Annotated in this window: 16 protein-coding genes; 9 read left to right on the top strand and 7 right to left on the bottom strand. The window is 33.5% G+C overall.

Annotated features, from left to right (window positions below; translation table 11 throughout):
• The first annotated feature begins 114 nt into the window (after positions 1 to 114).
• Positions 115 to 1,371: a diguanylate cyclase gene (locus tag ACLHDE_RS10850; RefSeq protein WP_415396435.1), complete on the top strand. Its 1,257-nt coding sequence runs from the start codon at positions 115 to 117 to the stop codon at positions 1,369 to 1,371.
• An 80-nt stretch (positions 1,372 to 1,451) separates the two neighbouring features.
• The gene (locus tag ACLHDE_RS10845; RefSeq protein WP_415396434.1) at positions 1,452 to 2,315 is read left to right on the top strand and encodes a patatin-like phospholipase family protein; all 864 of its coding nucleotides are present in this window, start codon (positions 1,452 to 1,454) and stop codon (positions 2,313 to 2,315) included.
• A 33-nt stretch (positions 2,316 to 2,348) separates the two neighbouring features.
• Here the strand turns inward: ACLHDE_RS10845 and tpx are convergent, their stop codons facing one another.
• Positions 2,349 to 2,858: a thiol peroxidase gene (gene tpx, locus ACLHDE_RS10840; RefSeq protein WP_415396433.1), complete on the bottom strand. Its 510-nt coding sequence runs from the start codon at positions 2,856 to 2,858 to the stop codon at positions 2,349 to 2,351.
• A 101-nt stretch (positions 2,859 to 2,959) separates the two neighbouring features.
• On the opposite strand from tpx, the gene ACLHDE_RS10835 reads away from it, so the two are divergent.
• A complete protein-coding gene (locus ACLHDE_RS10835) occupies positions 2,960 to 3,193 on the top strand; it encodes a hypothetical protein (protein ID WP_415396432.1) in 234 nt (77 codons plus the stop codon).
• Here the strand turns inward: ACLHDE_RS10835 and exbD are convergent, their stop codons facing one another.
• Genes exbD through pyrC form a run of 5 tightly spaced genes read right to left on the bottom strand, consistent with a single transcriptional unit; the run spans position 3,194 to position 6,511 of the window.
• Positions 3,194 to 3,586 carry a TonB system transport protein ExbD gene (gene exbD / locus ACLHDE_RS10830; RefSeq protein WP_415396431.1) on the bottom strand — a complete coding sequence of 131 codons (393 nt, stop codon included), beginning with the start codon at positions 3,584 to 3,586 and terminating at the stop codon, positions 3,194 to 3,196.
• 2 nt (positions 3,587 to 3,588) lie between these two features.
• Positions 3,589 to 4,038: a TonB-system energizer ExbB gene (exbB, locus tag ACLHDE_RS10825; protein WP_415396430.1), complete on the bottom strand. Its 450-nt coding sequence runs from the start codon at positions 4,036 to 4,038 to the stop codon at positions 3,589 to 3,591.
• Complete coding sequence (locus ACLHDE_RS10820) at positions 4,038 to 4,898, bottom strand: sensor histidine kinase (RefSeq protein ID WP_415396429.1); 861 nt, start codon at positions 4,896 to 4,898, stop codon at positions 4,038 to 4,040. Before ACLHDE_RS10820 ends, exbB begins: the two co-directional genes overlap by 1 nt.
• Positions 4,858 to 5,514 (bottom strand): response regulator transcription factor, encoded by a 657-nt coding sequence (locus ACLHDE_RS10815; RefSeq protein ID WP_415396428.1) that lies wholly within the window; start codon positions 5,512 to 5,514, stop codon positions 4,858 to 4,860. Before ACLHDE_RS10815 ends, ACLHDE_RS10820 begins: the two co-directional genes overlap by 41 nt.
• Positions 5,504 to 6,511, bottom strand: coding sequence for a dihydroorotase (gene pyrC / locus ACLHDE_RS10810; RefSeq protein ID WP_415396427.1), 1,008 nt, complete (start codon positions 6,509 to 6,511; stop codon positions 5,504 to 5,506). The genes ACLHDE_RS10815 and pyrC overlap by 11 nt, the downstream gene beginning before the upstream one ends.
• A 160-nt stretch (positions 6,512 to 6,671) precedes the next feature.
• Between pyrC and mltF the strand changes: the two genes are divergently transcribed.
• Positions 6,672 to 8,069 carry a membrane-bound lytic murein transglycosylase MltF gene (mltF, locus tag ACLHDE_RS10805; RefSeq protein WP_415396426.1) on the top strand — a complete coding sequence of 466 codons (1,398 nt, stop codon included), beginning with the start codon at positions 6,672 to 6,674 and terminating at the stop codon, positions 8,067 to 8,069.
• A 1-nt stretch (position 8,070) separates the two neighbouring features.
• On the opposite strand, the gene ACLHDE_RS10800 is transcribed toward mltF, so the two are convergent.
• A complete protein-coding gene (locus ACLHDE_RS10800) occupies positions 8,071 to 9,429 on the bottom strand; it encodes a phosphomannomutase/phosphoglucomutase (protein WP_415396425.1) in 1,359 nt (452 codons plus the stop codon).
• Positions 9,430 to 9,513: 84 nt separating this feature from the next.
• Between ACLHDE_RS10800 and pepN the strand changes: the two genes are divergently transcribed.
• The 5 genes from pepN (at position 9,514) to ACLHDE_RS10775 (ending at position 17,252) form a co-directional block, all read left to right on the top strand.
• The gene (gene pepN, locus ACLHDE_RS10795) at positions 9,514 to 12,084 is read left to right on the top strand and encodes an aminopeptidase N (RefSeq protein ID WP_415396424.1); all 2,571 of its coding nucleotides are present in this window, start codon (positions 9,514 to 9,516) and stop codon (positions 12,082 to 12,084) included.
• A 255-nt stretch (positions 12,085 to 12,339) separates the two neighbouring features.
• On the top strand, positions 12,340 to 13,809 hold the full coding sequence (locus ACLHDE_RS10790; protein ID WP_415396423.1) for an NAD(P)/FAD-dependent oxidoreductase: 1,470 nt from the start codon (positions 12,340 to 12,342) through the stop codon (positions 13,807 to 13,809).
• A 43-nt stretch (positions 13,810 to 13,852) separates the two neighbouring features.
• Complete coding sequence (locus ACLHDE_RS10785) at positions 13,853 to 14,017, top strand: hypothetical protein (protein WP_415396422.1); 165 nt, start codon at positions 13,853 to 13,855, stop codon at positions 14,015 to 14,017.
• A gap of 92 nt (positions 14,018 to 14,109) precedes the next feature.
• Positions 14,110 to 14,946, top strand: a complete 837-nt coding sequence (locus tag ACLHDE_RS10780; protein ID WP_415396421.1) for a peptide deformylase — start codon at positions 14,110 to 14,112, stop codon at positions 14,944 to 14,946.
• 20 nt (positions 14,947 to 14,966) lie between these two features.
• Positions 14,967 to 17,252, top strand: coding sequence for an ATP-binding protein (locus tag ACLHDE_RS10775; RefSeq protein WP_415396420.1), 2,286 nt, complete (start codon positions 14,967 to 14,969; stop codon positions 17,250 to 17,252).
• Positions 17,253 to 17,269 lie beyond the last annotated feature (17 nt).

The raw sequence follows: 17,269 nt of genomic DNA, 5'->3' as shown, positions 1-17,269 counted from the left end.
TATTTTTGCCATTATTAAAATACCTATATTGTAATTCTTTAATTGTATTTTATCATAAGATAAAATGGTATAAAATTTGCTTAATTACTAAAGAATCTATAAGATGGAGGAAATATGAAGTTTATTGAAGCACTAAAGTTAAGAAGTAAACTGTTTTTTCTTTTTATGCTTATTACAATGGGACTTGTACTTATTGGTATAATGGGTTATTTAAATGTTAATTCCATGAAAAAAAACCTAGACTCGCTATACTTTGGTTCACTTGTTCCAGTAACTGAATTAAATGAAATCCTTCAAATATATCACGGTTCAATCGCTAATACAATATATAAAGCAAAGAATACTGAAATCAGTTCATCTCAAACTACATCAGAGATTGAAAATGCCCTTTTAAAAATAGAGATGCAATGGCGAAATTATGAGTCTCACTTTAAAAGAGATGAAGAATTACAATATGTTCAATACACTGCTTTAGAGATAAAATCTACAAATGAATACTTCAAAAAGATACTAAATGGCGTTTTATCAGGACATGCAATAGAAAATATCTCAATGGAGAGTTTTGAAAAACAAGTAGAACACATTCATGCAACAGTAAAAAAATTAATAAATTATGAAGTGGAAATTGCCAAGTATGAGAGAAAAAAATTTCTAATAATATATGAGGAATTAATTCAGAATGTTGGAATAATCTTATCAATAATTATTTTAGGTGTATTAGTTATCTCATATTATGTTTTTAAAAGTATTCAAAATGATCATACAAGACTGGAGATAACTACCAAAAAGCTAAGAAGAGCAAATAAAAAGCTTGAAAATGTTTCATACACAGATGCTTTAACATCTCTTCATAATAGAAGGTACTTTAACTTTGTATACGATAGAGAACTAAAACGTGCAAGAAGAACAAATTCATATATCACGTTTATGATGCTAGATATAGATTTCTTTAAACAGTATAATGACACTTATGGGCATATAGAAGGAGATATTGCACTTAAAAGTGTAGCTAAAGTCTTAAAAGATTCTCTAAAAAGACCTAGTGACTTTGTGTTTAGGTTAGGTGGAGAAGAGTTTGGTATTATTCTTATAGACACGGATGAGTCAAACAGTGCAAGATTAGCACGCGATATAAGTGATGCAGTAAGATTAAGAGAAATAAAGCATGAATCTAGCAAGATAAATGAGTTTCTTACTATTTCAATCGGTGTAGTATGCTGCATTGCAGATCAAGCACTTAATGAAGAGATATTAATAAGTCGTGCTGATGAAATGTTATATAAAGCCAAAGATAATGGCAGAAATGGTTATGTTATTACGACAAATGTGAGTGATTCAATAGCACATAGTTCTGAGAAGATAAGGGCCTAAAAGTAGGTATGCTTCAAAGTTATTACTACGAAAAAGCACTAAATGATGCTTTATATAACTTGACTTTTTGAGAGTAGAAAATGGATAAAAAAAGAGTTTCTTTAGTTTTGGGTAGTGGTGGAGCCAGAGGTCTGGCTCATGTTGGTGTTATAAAGTGGCTTGAAGAAAATAATTATGAGATAGAGTCCATTTCCGGTTGTTCTATAGGTGCTCTAATTGGTGGTTTCTATGCAGCTGGAAAACTAGATGTTTATGTAGACTGGATACAAGACATAAATGTTATAGATATGTTAAAACTCTTAGACTTTAAAGGTTCTGGTGGCCTTATCTCAGGTGAGACTCTGATGACTAAGATGAAGGAGTTGGTCGGTGATTACAATATTGAGGATCTTCCTATAAAATTTACGGCAGTAGCAGCAAACATAGATGCACAAAAAGAGGTGTGGATAAATGAAGGTTCACTTTTAAATGCCATAAGAGCTTCTATATCTCTTCCTCTTTTTTTTACTCCCTATCTATATAACAACAAAAAACTGCTTGTTGATGGTGGAGTTCTAAATCCTGTTCCAATAGCTCCTACTTTTCATGACTCGACAGATTTAACTATTGCAGTAAATCTTGGTGGAAAAGCATTAAGTGAATCATTTCTCAAAGAGGAAAAAGAAGATCTTTCTTTTTCTAAAAAGATAAGAGAGTATATGGGCAAAGTATCTCTTCCTGACTCCATAACTTCAAAAAATGGCATGTATGCAATAGCTTATAAATCTTTTGAGACTATGCAAAGCACAATCGCACGAATGAAGCTTTCTGCCTATCCTCCTGATATTGAAATTACAGTACCGGAAAATTTATGTGGTATATTTGAGTTTAACAGAGCAAAAGAAGTGGTAGATTTTGGGTATGAGTTATGCGCCAAGAGTTTTAAAGAGCACAAAGATCTTTAGCATCTATTGAGATGCTAAAGAGAAAATTAAATATTATCTAGCTTCTTTGATAGCTTCAAGAGCAGCTTCATAGTTTGGCTCAGCTGTTACTTCAGGAACAATCTCTTTATAAACAATAGTACCACTTCTGTCGATTACAAAAATAGCTCTTGCACTAAGACCTTTTAGTTTGTTGTCATCCATTAAAACACCAAAAGCTTTACTAACATCTTTGTTAATATAGTCAGATGCAACAGTTAGGTTTTCAATACCTTCAGTTGTACAAAACCTATCTGCTGCAAATGGTAAGTCCATTGAAATAACAGTTGTCTCACAGATATCCAAGTTGTTAACATCTACGTTAAATCTTCTTGTTTCAGCCGCACAAGTATCAGTATCTAGTGAAGGCAGTGTAATGATTAGTTGAATTTTATCTTTTGCTCCACCGATTTCTACGTCATTTAAATCCGTTCCAGTCGCTATTACTGCTGGTGCTGCATCGCCAACATTAAGTGTCTTTCCTGCCAAGTTTACAGTTGTACCATTAAAAGTTGTTGTTTGCATGTAGTTTCCTTAAAAAAAATTTAAAATATACTAGCATAAAAATAATATAAGTTATCTTATTTAGTCTATAATTAGAGTCAAAAAAATAATAAAGAGTAATAATGCAAAATCCTTTTGAATCTGGTCATATTAAAAATTATATTTTATTTTATGTAAGTGTTGTTGTAATTATGGTGCTATTTTTTATAGCAAGTACAATTTTTAGAGAGAACAAAGATATTGATAAAAAAGTTTTTAATACAAAAATGAGTAAGACTGCTCAAGAGAGTAGAGATATCGAAGAAGAGCCGAGCCTGACTTCTAAAATCAAGCTCATGGATAAACCATACAAGTAGCTACTCTTTAGTAACTATGTAAAGTTGTTCGTGTTTTAAGCGTTTTAATATATCCATAACAGTTACAAAGTCTTGAAACCTTGACTCTTTGTCACTTCTAAGAACAACAGTCTGCTTCTTATCTAAGAGAGAGAGTTTAGCTTCAAGCCTTTTAGCATCTACTTTCTCTTTTTCATAAAACATCTCACCTTTAGCATTTACATAAATGCTTATCTCTTTTTTGAGATCTTCTTTTTTAGAGGCTTTGGCTTCAGGAAGTTCAATAGGGATAACACCTTGTTTTATAAATGTAGCAGTAGTTAAAACCATAACTAAAAGAACAAGCATGATATCGATAAATGGAATAACATTTATCTGATCAAATCTTTTGGGTTGTTTTTTACACCTAGCCATCTTTACTTCTCTTTTGTGTCTTGAATCACATCATAGGCAGTTAATATTTTCTCTACTTTTCGAAGAACAATTGTATATGCAACAATGGCAGGCATAGCCACGATAAGACCCATAGCAGTAGCTTTAAGTGCAAGTGCAAGACCAATCATAATCTTTTTAGCATCAACAGCTCCAACATCACCCATAGTGTAAAATGTAATCATAATACCAACAACTGTTCCAAGAAGTCCAACGTAAGGAGCATTCGCACCGATAGCACTTATAACACCGATGTTGTCAGTTAAGTCCATCTCCAATACATCTCTATGATTATAGTCATCAAAACGAATACTTTTGTAAAACATTATTCTCTCTATAAATAACCATAGAGTTATTATACTCATAAGTATTAAAACTCCCATTACACCGTAGTCAAGTGCATCTTCTGCATATGCTAAAAAATTGCCTTCCATTAATCGTCCTTAAATTTTAGTAGTACTGTAGTTCCATGGTCTACTTTAGACTTGAAATTCAGTTGTATGTTTTGTGTGTCACAAAATCTTTTAACCATGCTAAGACCTATTCCAAAGCCACGCATATTATCATTAGATTGATAATAGTTGTCAAATATACGTATAAGTTCTACTTCATCCATACCGCAACCGCAATCTTTTATATATAATGTAGTGTCATTTAAAGTTATATCACATTTATTACTGTTTGGTGAGTATTTTACAGCATTATCAATGATGTTGTCAATGACTTTAGCCAAGCCAATTTTATCACTAATAATTTGTGTAGTTTGAAGCTCTAAAGTGAACTCCATATGTGGATAAATATGCTTTAAAAACTGGACTCTCTCTCTTATAAGTTCATCAAGCATAAAGTTCTCTTTTATCTCATTTAGAGTCTGTTTTTTTATCATATAGTCTAGTTCATTATATCTCTCTTGCAACATACTACAAGCTATGTTTATTCTGTTTAATCTCTTTAGGTCTTTCTCACTTTGCATATTTTTTTTAAGCATATTAGAGTTTGTGATGATAGTACTTATGGGAAGGTTTAGCTCATGTAGAGTCTCTTTTGATAAGTTTTGCAGATTTGTTACATGCTCTTGGAGAGGGTCTATTGCAAGTTTTGAAATCATTACCCCTCCAAGAGCACTAAAACAAAGCATCACAATAGCTAGAAGAAAAATATTTTCAACTTCAACTACTGCTAAAAAATAGTGAAGAGTCCCAAGAAATGCGCTTACAGTTAAGAAGTAGTAGACGAAGATACTGATGCGAAGATTACGGAACAAGTTTATAGCCGATTCCGCGAATATTTTCAATTGTCATTTGTGGAAGTAGTTGCTTTATACGGTTAATGTAAACACGTATTGCACCATCGCTTCCAGTTTGTGAAGTATTCCAAAGCTCATTATTAATAAGCTCTTTTGGAACAGTGTTATTAACATGTTTCATAAGAAGTAGAAGAAGAGCATACTCTTTTCTTGAAAAATCAAGTTCTATTTCATCATACAAAATACGTTGATGAATCTCATCATGACACAGTAGGTCAATACACTCTACATTACTGGATTTACATCTTCTAAGTAGTGCACGAAGTCTAAGAATAAGTTCATCATTGTCAAAAGGCTTAGTAATATAGTCATCTGCTCCGCTCATAAAACCACGAGTCAGCATCTCTTTGTCTTTGTGTGATGTTAAAAATATTGAAGGAGTTGAGTCGTCTGCATCACGAAGCTCTTTTAAAACTGTAACACCGTCAATAAGAGGAACATTTATATCTAGTATATAGATATGATATTTTTGCTCGTAAGTAGCGTCTATAGCACTCTGCCCATTTGGGACATGCGTGACTTCAAAGTTATTTTCTTCTAGTAAATCAACGAGAGTTTCTCCAAAAAGGAGATCATCTTCTAAAAGTAAAACTTTAGTCAACACTCGCAATTGCCCAATTGATTGCTTGCCCTGCGTACATAGGTACTACATTGCTATAGTGCTCAGGTATAACAAATGCTCTTTTTTCTAAAATAACTTCTTTAAACTCTGGACAGATTCCGTAGATGTTTTGTGCATTGTCACTTATAAAGGCTTGAAGATTGTCAAGTTTGTTATATTGTTCAAAAATTTCACATAGAAGTTGAAGAGCGATAGGTGCTGTAAAGACACCTGCAGCACAACCGCAACTCTCTTTTTTTTCTTGTGGATGTGGTGCAGAGTCTGAACCAAACATAACTTTAGGATGAGCTTCTAGTGCAATACTAAGGAGTGCATCTAAGTCTTGTGGACGTTTAGCTATAGGTTTACAAAAGTTATGGGGCATCATCATCCCACCAACAACATCATCAAGAGTTAAAAGAAGATGATGAACTGTAATAGTTGCATATAGATTATCGTGCTTTTCAAGCATATCTACAGCTTCTTTTGTTGTAATATGCTCCATAATGATTTTTAAATCTGGGAAATTAGATGCAAGTAGTTCATAGATACTCATAAACTCAGCTTCTCTATCCATAACAAAACCATCAGTCTCGCCATGAACACAAAGAGGAATATTTAAAGCACTCATAGCTTCTAAAGTAGGGCGCATCTCTTCAATATCAAAAGATGAAACGCCACCCTCAGAGTTTGTTGTAATCCCTGCAGGGTAAAGTTTTATAGCAGTAAGCTCACCTGCAACACTCTCTAAAAATGCTTTGTCGTAATTCTTGTAAAACAGAGTCATATATGGTTCAAAAAAATCATTTGGAACTGCTGCCATAATTCTTTTTTTATATGCCTGAATATCTTCTAGTGTAGATACTGGAGGAACAAGATTTGGCATAACGATAGCACCGCTAAAACTGTAGGCAGTAAGTGGGGCAACGTTTTCAAGCATAACACCGTCACGAAGATGAAGATGCATGTCTAGGGGCATTAAAAGAGTGTGGGTTTTCATTTTTTTCCTTGATTTATATGAATAAATTATTGAAGTGATTATAACTAAATCTGCTTTAAAAACATGAAGATTATTATGAAATTAAGTTAAGAGTTAGTCTTGCTTTAGTAAAATTGAGTAAAACTAGAAGTTGAGATAGACTTAGGTTTAGAGGTAATTAATGAAAAACTATAAACCTAAGTTGGTTATAGCGGTGCTATTTTTTATTGTCGCATGGCAGGCAAGTGAGTACTTTGTCAATATTTCTAAGCCTAAGCCAACTACTACTCTTCTTGAAAAAATCAAAGAAAAAAAACGACTTGATGTTGTTATATTAAACTCTCCTACCGTCTACTATGTAGGTCCTTATAAAGAGAGAGGTTTTGAGTATGAGCTTATATCTGATTATGCAAAAAAATTAGGAGTAGATCTCAACTTAACAGTAGTTTACACGGTTAGTGAAGCACTTCAAAAGACTAGAGAAGGGCTTGGAGATATTACTGTTGCATCTATTGGAGAGACACCTACTAGAGCAAAAGAGTTTAAATTTGGTCCTCAATACTATACTACACAAGAACACCTTATCTGTAACAACGCAATGTATAAAAAAAGAACTATACCTGAGAATGTGCAAGACCTTGTTGGATTAAACATAGTAGTAGGAAAAGATACAAGCTATGAAGTAACTATGGGTAAACTTTCTCGAAGTGTACTAGGTCTTGATTTTAACTCAACTGATAAGTACTCTACAGAACAGCTCCTAGAACTCACCCATGATCAAAAAATAGACTGTACTGTTGTAGATTCAAATATTTTTATGATAAATCAGCGTTACTATCCCGAACTTGCTAAAACGCTAGTTCTTAGTGAGAAAAAGAATCTTGCATGGATTTTAAGAGAGGGTGATAACTCTGTAAATGAGAGTCTAGATAAATGGTTAAACGCTTATGAGAATTCTGGTAAAATGGTTGAACTTAAGGGTCTTTATTATTCATTTTTTGGCATCTTTGACTACTATGATACAAAAGTATTTTATAAACGACTAAAAAGTCGTCTGCCAAAGTATGAGAAGTACTTTAAAAAAGCAGATAAGAAATACAATATCCCATGGCTTTTACTAGCGGCACAGTCATATCAAGAGTCACATTGGAATCCAAAAGCTAAGAGTCATACAGGGGTTAGAGGTTTAATGATGCTAACTCAAGCAACAGCGAAGCAGATGGGTGTAAAAGATAGACTAAATGCAAAAGAGAGTATTGCGGGTGGAGCAAAGTATCTCTCTAAGATAGAGAAAAGACTTCCATCAGAGATAAAGGGTAAGAACCGTTGGGCTTTTACGCTTGCTGCATATAATGTTGGTATGGGGCATATCCATGATGCTCAGATTTTAGCTAGAAAACTAAACAAAAATCCATATTCGTGGAATGATATGAAAAAAGTTCTACCTCTTTTATCACAAAAAAAGTACTATAAAAGTTTAAAACACGGATATGCCAGAGGAAATGAACCTGTGAGATATGTAAACTCTATCCAGTACTATTTAGACATTATCCAAAAAGAAGAAATGTCGCAAAATTAAGTTATAAAGATTTTTTTGCTTCTAATATTAAATCGTTTATAGCTTTTTCATAAAGTTTTGCACTCTCTTTTGAAGTAGACTCAAAACGAGTTACTAAAACAGGAGTTGTATTGCTCGCTCTGACTAATCCCCAGCCATTTTCAAAGTTTATACGAACACCGTCTACATCAATTATGTTTTTAATAGTAGGAAATGAAGTAGGTGGATTTTTAAGTAGAACTTTTACAGCATCTATGATTTTAAATTTCTCAGACTCTGTAGTTTTTACTTTTATCTCCTCAGTTGAGAAAACCTTTGGAAGTTTTGCAAGCTCTGCATCTAGGTCTATACCATCATGAATCAGTTCTAACATTCTAAGGGTTGCGTAAATCGCATCATCATATCCAAAGTAACGGTTTTTAAAAAATATATGTCCACTAACTTCACAGGCCAGGTCTGCATTTACTTCTTTCATTTTTACTTTTAAGTTTGAGTGACCAGTTTTGTACATAATGGCAGTAGCACCACGACGTTCTAACTCATCATACATAACTTGTGAACATTTTACTTCCCCGACAACAGTCGGTTTATCCATTTTCATAGAGTAAAGAAGAGCCATCATATCGCCCTTAATGTTGTTCTTGTGAGTTAAGACTGCGATGCGATCAGCATCTCCATCGTATGCAAAAGCGATGTCACCATCAGATGAGAGAAGTTTTTTTACATCTTCTAAGTTATGCTCATCAGATGGATCAGGGTGATGGTTTGGAAATGTTCCATCAGGGTCAACATAGAGACCTTTTGTATTAAGAGAGAGTTGTGCGAAAATATCTTCAGTTACAACACCTGCTACACCGTTTCCACAGTCGTAAACTATCTTAGTATCCATGCCTTTTAAGTGTTGAAATTCATGCACTAAAAAGTCTACATATCTTGTAACTGCATCTATCTTAGTCACATCTCTTTGCACTTTAGCGGGAAAATCCATCGCTTCACATTCACGACCAAGCGAGTAAATATCTTCACTAAAAAAAGGTGCTTTGTCTATTGTGATTTTAAAACCGTTGTATTCACTAGGATTGTGAGAACCTGTAATCATGATAGATGCAGATGTCGTAATACCGTCCCATTCTTGATAATTTGTGAAGTAGTTTACAGGAGTAGGAACCATGCCCATATCCAAAACTTTTTTACCGCCTGCATTTAGTCCATGAACAAGGTACTCAAAAAGTATAGGAGAGTGACTTCTAGCGTCATAACCAACAGCCACATAATCACCATCTATCTTAGAAGCTAGTGCATAACCTATACGAACAACACTCTGCTCATTTAACTCTTTTTCGTAGATGCCACGGATGTCATATTCTCTATATATACTCACAATATTTACCTTGTATAATTATTTGGTGTAATTTTACACTAAAACTCTTATGCTATCATGATAAAAACAAAAAAAAGAGGCATTATGAGCCAAATGAAAACTATATATTTAAAAGATTATAAAAAACCTGAGTTTGAGATAAAGAGTTGTGAACTTCACTTTGAGCTTTCTGAAGACTTTACGATTGTAACAAATGTTATGAAAATCAATAAGCTAGATTCTACTGAAAATGATATACGTCTAGATGCTATGGACTTAGAACTTATAGAACTCTATTTGAATGATTTGAAACTAAATGACACTCATTATATTATTGAAGATGAAAAACTAACTATTCTAAATGTTCCAGACGCATTTTTTCTTAAAATCAAGAACAAAATCTATCCTCAAAACAATACTGAATTAGAAGGACTTTACAAATCAGGTTCAATCTTTTGTACGCAAAATGAACCCGAAGGGTTTAGAAGAATAACACCATATCTAGACCGACCTGATGTTATGAGTGTATTTACTACTACTGTTATTGCACAAAAAGATAAGTATCCGATTCTTCTTAGCAATGGAAATAAGCAAAATTGTCATGATTTTATGAACGGCAGACATGGAACAACATGGCATGATCCGCATCCAAAACCATCTTATCTTTTTGCTTTAGTAGCAGGTGATTTAGGATGCGTAAATGATGAGTTCACTACAGCATCTGGAGAGGAAGTTGAGTTAAATATCTACTGTGACAAAGGAAATGAGTCTCAGTGTTCACATGCGATGAAATCACTCAAAGAGTCTATGCTTTGGGATGAAGAAAAATACGGACGTGAGTATGACTTGGAGATATACAATATAGTTGCCGTTGATAGTTTCAACATGGGAGCTATGGAGAACAAAGGACTAAATATCTTTAACTCTCACTATGTTTTAGCAGATGAAGATAGAGCAACAGATGCAAATTTTATGGGTATTCAGAGTGTTATAGCCCATGAGTACTTTCACAACTGGACTGGTAACCGAATCACATGTCGTGACTGGTTTCAGCTAACTCTAAAAGAGGGGCTTACAGTATTTCGTGACCAATGCTTCTCAGCAGATTTAAATTCTCGTGAAGTTCAGCGCATTGAGGATGTTAAAGCTCTCAGAGATAGACAGTTTGTTGAAGATGCATCTCCAACGGCTCACCCGATTCAGCCAAACTCCTACATGTCTATAAACAACTTTTATACATCTACAGTTTATGAAAAGGGTGCTGAGGTTATTCGCATGATTCACACTCTTTTAGGCGAAGAAAACTATAGAAAAGCAACTGACTTATACTTTGATACTTTTGATGGTCAAGCAGTAAGAACAGATGATTTTTTATGGGCTATGAGTAAGGCAAGTGGAATTGACCTTTCAGAATTTGAGACTTGGTATCACCAATCTGCAACACCAACGTTAAATGTTGAAGAGTCTTTTCGTAAAGGAATATATAAACTTACTTTAACTCAGATAGTTCCAAATGCAGTTGACGGTAGTGAGCAAAAACCATATTACTTTCCACTAAAAATAGGTCTTATTGGACTTAATGGAGAAGAGATACTTGATAAGGTGCTTATAGTCTCTAAGACAAAAGAAGAGTTTGTATTTGAAGGTCTCAATTCTAAACCATATCTCTCTATAAATCGTGACTTCTCTGCTCCTGTTATAATAGAGCAGACTGCTAAAGAGTATGCATTTTTAATGAAGCATGACAAGAACAGTTTTGTAAGGTATGAATCAGCACAATTATTTGCAACAGAGACTTTAGAAGAGCTGATGGAGACTGGAAATATAGATGAAGAGTTCCTTAGAGCATATAGTTATATCTTAGACTTAGATGTTGAGTTGTCATATAAAGCATTGCTTTTAGAACTGCCATCTGTATCGACTCTTATGCAAAGACAAAAAGTAGTTGATTTTGTGCCTATATATTTAGCTAAAGATAGACTTGAACGTGAATTGGCAAGCTTATACAAAGATAAGCTACAAGAACTTTACAAACAAAACCACATTCCTAAAAACAAAGAGTTAGATGCTGTTAGTATGGGCAAACGTGCTATAAAAAATAGAGTTCTTAAAATTTTGTCTACTTTAGAGAGTAGAGAAGTGATAGATATGGCAAGAGATCAGTATGAAGAGTCTCTAACTATGACAGATAGAATAATTGCTCTAGATATCTTAGAAAATATTACAAGTGAAGAGGGTGCGATAGCTCTAACTGACTTTTATAATAGATACAAAGATGATACATTAGTAATGAATAAATATTTCTCTATTATCGCTGCTTCACATAGGAAGGGGACATTAGAGCGTGTAATAGCTTCGCAAAATGACGAAGTATATGATGAAAAAGTTCCAAATTTAGTTCGCTCACTTATAGGTGTTTTTGCAAGAAACTACAAACACTTTCACTCTATAGATGGACAGGGTTACTTATTTATTGCAAATAAGATTATAGAGATAGATAAGATAAATCCACAGATGGCATCTGGATTGGCTTCTGCCTTTAAAATATATGAGAGATTAAACAATATAAATAAAGCATTGATGAAAAAAGAGTTAGAACGTATTTTAGCTGTGTCTACTCTTTCAAAAAATACATATGAGATAATCAGTAAAATCTTAAAAGTAGATGACAAATAATTCATGATGAAGAAGTTTGATTGTGTCGTTTTTACACAATTAATAAAAAAAAATAATTATTTTATTCTTATCAAAAAGTTAATATTTAGATTTAACATGATTTGTATATAGTTAATAAGTGCCTAAAATAAGGGATTTCAATCTTACATAATGGAAATATATAATTATTATTTGTATAATAATAATTCTATTGTGATAACAATGTGATATTCTTGTGATAACCTTACCATAACTTTTATTTAAGAGGAAGAATATATGGCAAGATTAGTCGTTTTAGGCGGTGGTGTCTCAGGACATACAGCCGCAACTTTTGCAGCAAAGTGGTTGGGTTCATCTCACGAAGTTGTTGTAGTTACTCCAAACTCAAAGTGGAATTGGATTCCATCAAATATATGGGTTGGTGTTGGTCAAATGTCTAAAGAAGAAGTTACTTTTGATTTAGCTCCTGTGTATGCAAAAGCTGGTATCACTTACAAGCAAGCAAAAGCAGTATCTATCAATCCAGAGGGAAATGAATCTGGTGACAAACCTTTTGTAAGTATTGAGTTTACAGAAGAAGGTAAAGAAGGACAGAGTGAAAATATTGAGTATGATTACTTAATCAACGCAACTGGTCCTAAATTAAACTTTGCTGCAACTCCTGGTCTTGGAGATGCAAATGGTCTTGGTGAGCACACTGTTTCAGTTTGTACAGCAGATCACGCAGTTCATGCGGCAGAAGAATTAAATAAATGTATTGATAAAATGAAGGCTGGAGAGCGTCAGAAATTCTTAATTGGTACTGGTCACGGTATGTGTACTTGTCAAGGTGCTGCATTTGAGTATATTTTCAATATTGAGCATGAGTTAAAAAAAGCTGGTGTTCGTGATATGGCAGATATCAAGTGGATATCAAATGAGTCATTTTTGGGTGACTTTGGTGTTGGTGGACTTCATATGAAAGCTATGGGTTTTGCTGTAAGTTCAAGAATTTTTGCAGAGTCTCTATTTGCTGAACGTGATGTTGACTGGATTATCGGTGCTCACGTAAATAAAGTTGAGTCTGGAAATATTCATTATGAACTGCTTGATGGATCAATGGGTGAAGAAAGTTTTGATTTCTCAATGTTAATCCCTCCATTTGCTGGTGTTGGTCTAAAAGCTTACAGCAAAACTGGTGAAGATATTACAGCTACAGTATTTGCTCCAAATGGATTTATGAAAGTTGATGCAAACTACGCTGCTGGTGCTTATGAAAATTGGAAAGCTAGTGATTGGCCTTCAACTTATCAAAATCCAACTTATGGGAATATGTTTGCTTGTGGTATTGCTTTTGCACCTCCACATCCAATCTCAAAACCAATGAGTTCTCCAAATGGAACTCCGATTAATCCAACTCCACCTCGTACAGGTATGCCTTCAGGTATTATGGGTAAAGCTGTTGCTCATAGTATTTGTGACAGAATCCTAAAAGGTGAAGATGCTCCATTACATAAAGCTTCTATGGCTGAGATGGGTGCTGCTTGTGTTGCATCTGCAGGTAAAGGAATTTTCACAGGTACGGCTGCTGCGATGACTATTTATCCTGTTGTACCAGATTTTGAGAAGTATCCAGGTACTGGTCGTGATACAGATTATACTTTTGGTGAAATTGGTCTTGCAGGTCACTGGATTAAACATATCCTTCATCACTTATTTATTTGGAAAGCTGAGCTTAAGCCAGGCTGGACACTTATTCCAGAATAGGGATAAATGGATTATCAGCATACATAAATTAAAGGAGATTTAAATGTCAAAATATGGCGAAAAAAATATTAAAGCGTATGGTAATAACTTTACAACAATGACACCTGGTCCAGTAGCTAAGTTCATGAGAACTTGTGTTATATTTCAGTTTATTAGATTTATTATAATAAACATTAAGATGCTAGTAGTGGTTAGAAAAAGTCACTAATTCTTTAACCCTCCATCTTTGGAGGGTATGACAATCACCCTCAACCAAAGAGGATAAATCCTATTTTTAAAAAATTATAATAAGGCGGTTAAATGGTAAGAGATGTTATTACTTATCCGACATCACCTAGTGTAGAGTATGGAACAGATGTAAGAGTATTTAATGAAGAAATAGTCTCAATAATTCAAGATTTAAAAGATACTATTCATGCAAATTCTCTTGACGCACTTGCAGCATTTCAAATAGGTGAGATGTACAACATAATTGTAATTAAAAAAGGGGATATGTCCTTTGTGGCTGATGATGATGGTTTTTTGGAACTGATAAATCCTCGAATCATAAGCAGCAGTGATAAAATAACTACTATAGAAAAAACAGCTTACTTTCCAGGATTGAGTGCTAATGTTAAGAGATACAATAATATCTCTATAATATATGAAGATAGAAATCTTAAGCAACATAGTTTAAAGGCAACTGGTGATGAAGCAATCTTACTTCAAAGAAAGATAGACTATACATTTGGATCTTCATTCATCAATAAGCTCTCAAAAGATGAGAGAAAAATCTTTGATAAAAAACTTGACTTTGGAAGTGATATAGCAGTCTCAGAGAGTTGCCCAACAACTTTTAAAAGAGACTATCTATTAAAAGCAATCAATATCATTATGATAGCGATGGCTCTTTTAGTAGTTGTTTCTCTATTTATATCAAACGCACAAACATTAGAAAGCATGTGGTCTTATCAACTCTATTCTTCGTATACTGCTTTAGGGCTCTTGGTAGTTTATTTCTTTTATGCCCAGTATGAAGGAAAGCAGTTTACATCGTGTACAAGTTGCCAGATTGGGAATATTATAGGAACGACAGTTATATCTTTGATTAAATTAACCCTTATAATATTAATATCTTACTTTTTGGTAAACCCATAAAGATTAAAATAGGCAAATAGATGAAATCACAAGTACCAAATTTAACAAAGACACAAGATATATTTATAGATAATAAAAATAATATTTTATCTCAGTGGTTATCATATGATTCCCCACAAAAGATTTTAAATCTTCATGATATAGATAAAAGTTATTTTTTAAAAGAGTACGCTAATGGCGTTTTTGACTACTTTATGGGAGTTATAGCAGGTGAAGTCAAGATAGGAAACTGTCCTATCATGCAAAACCTTCTTACATATTTAAAAAATAGAGAGATTAGTGCAGATGAACTCTTTGAGATATGTAGCCATTTTCGTCGTTCTATGATTGACTTCGCTTATGATAAAGGTCTTGATTCTAAAGAGATGGCAAATGAGATCTCTTATATATTTGATAAGAACTTTAGAGGAATTTTAAAATACTATACAGATACTATTTTTCAAAAGCTTATTGACGCAAGACTAGAAGCCGATAAAGCGTCTAGAGCTAAAGAGTACTTTCTTTCAAACATGTCACATGAGATTAGAACACCTCTAAATGCCATTTTAGGATTTGTAAATCTTCTTATCAATGAAGACGTATCCAAAAAACATAGAAATTATTTGGATATTATTCTTAATAGTGGAGAAAATTTACTAAGTATTATCAATGATATTCTAGACTTTTCAAAACTTAGAAGCGGTGAGTTTACAATTGAGCCAAAGATATTTTCTTTGCATGATGAGATTAGTCATACAATGGAACTTTTTGTTGCAAGTGCAAATGTTAAAGATATCACTATTACTTCTTTTATTGATCCTCATATTCCAAATGAGTTGTATGCAGATGCACTTAGAATCAAGCAGATTCTGTCTAATTTTTTAAGTAATGCTATAAAGTTTACTCCAAACGGTGGTCATATAAGTGTAGAGGCTAGTAATCATGAGGGCGTACTAAAACTTAGTGTGAGAGATAGTGGTGTTGGGATTGTAGTGAAGGATATAGAAAATATATTTAATGCATTTGCACAGGCTCAACATAGTGAGCATAAAAATTGTGGTGGAACAGGACTTGGTCTTTCTATCTGTAATCAGTTAGCACACCACATGGGTGGAAGTGTTCATGCTGAGTCGACATATGGTGAAGGGAGTAAGTTCTGGATGGAGGTACCAGTAGATGCACACAGTGAAATATGCCCTATCTATGAAGATGTAAGTGAGTTTCAAACTCTTAAAATTGCTGTTTATTCAAAAGAGACAAAAAATGCATATAAAGAGGAGTCATTCTTAAGATATGCAGATGTATTTGGAATGAATACAGTGATGATTGATTCTATAGATGCAGAGTTTGATATTGCTCTTTTTGTTGAAGAAGATGTAAGTAGAGATTTCATAAAAAAAACAATAAACTCAGATAAAAAGTTCATAGCTATGGTAAGTAAGCCTAATGATGAATATGACAAGTATGATAATATAACCTCGATTTCATTTCCTCTATACTGCTCAAAGATACGAGATACATTTAACGAACTACTAAACCCTAACACTTACTCTCCTCATAAGCATAAGGTCAGTAGAAAGTTTGTAGGTCATGTACTGATAGCCGAAGATAACGAAGCAAATCAAGAACTGATTAAAATACTACTTCAAAAATATGGACTTACTTTTGATCTTGCAGAGAATGGTTATGAAGCAGTAGAGCTCTATAAACTAAATAACTATGATATGATACTTATGGATGAGCAAATGCCTGTCATGGACGGTAATGAAGCTACTAATAAGATTGCAGAGTACGAAAGAGAAAGAGGACTTAGACATACTCCTGTCTCAGCACTTACTGCAAATGTAATTAAAGGTTCAAAAGAGAGAGGACTCCTTAGTGGATTTGACTCATTTTTAGGCAAGCCTATAATCTTAAAAGAGTTAGAACGGGTATTTGCACTTTATCTAAAGGTAAACTCAGAACAAAAAGTAGTAAAAGAAAAAGTAAAAAATATTCAAAGTAGAATCTCTGGACTTGATTCACAAAAGCTTGAAAAAGAGCTTATGCTTAGTAAGGATGAGCTACTTATGCTTTTAACGCTGTTTATAAAAAAGATGAAAAAGCAGATTCCTGAGTTAGAGAGTGCCATCAAAGTAAAAGATTATAAGAAAATAGCACTAAAAGCTCATAGTATCAAAGGGTCTAGTGGAAACTTTAGAATAGAATTTTTACAAAACAGTGCCAGTGAAATGGAGAAAATGGCGAAGTCTCAAAACAGTGAATATAATTATATGGAAGTTTTTGAAAATATTAGAGATAGAGTTCAAGAAATAAAAATTTCTTAAAACTTTTCTTTAGAAGT

Source organism: Sulfurimonas iocasae (assembly GCF_047716755.1).
Lineage (GTDB): Bacteria > Campylobacterota > Campylobacteria > Campylobacterales > Sulfurimonadaceae > Sulfurimonas.
This window is presented reverse-complemented; position numbering and strand designations above follow the sequence as displayed.